Source organism: Klebsiella sp. K47 (assembly GCF_051858335.1).
In the GTDB taxonomy this organism is placed as follows: domain Bacteria; phylum Pseudomonadota; class Gammaproteobacteria; order Enterobacterales; family Enterobacteriaceae; genus Klebsiella; species Klebsiella pneumoniae.
Window position 1 is genome coordinate 1 of the sequence record NZ_JBPYUI010000271.1, and the last position, 235, is coordinate 235.

Below are 235 nucleotides of genomic sequence, written 5' to 3' on the forward strand. Positions count from 1 at the left end.
CGATCACCAATAGGTGCAGGAATGACATTAACAAGGGTTTCTAAAACGCTATCAATCCCAAGACCTGTTTTTGCCGAACAGGTTGGCGCTTCAGTTGCTTCAATACCAATAATGTCTTCAATTTCTTGAATCACACGTTCAGGTTCAGCCTGTGGTAAATCAATTTTATTCAATACAGGAAGGACTTCGAGACCTTGCTCAATTGCGGTGTAACAGTTCGCAACTGACTGTGCTT

At 42.1% G+C, this 235-nt stretch carries 1 protein-coding gene; it reads right to left on the bottom strand.

Annotated elements, in window-relative coordinates; genetic code table 11:
* Positions 1 to 235, bottom strand: a 235-nt coding sequence (locus RRF55_RS28000; protein ID WP_439419298.1) for a GTP-binding protein, incomplete at both ends; no start/stop codon positions are given.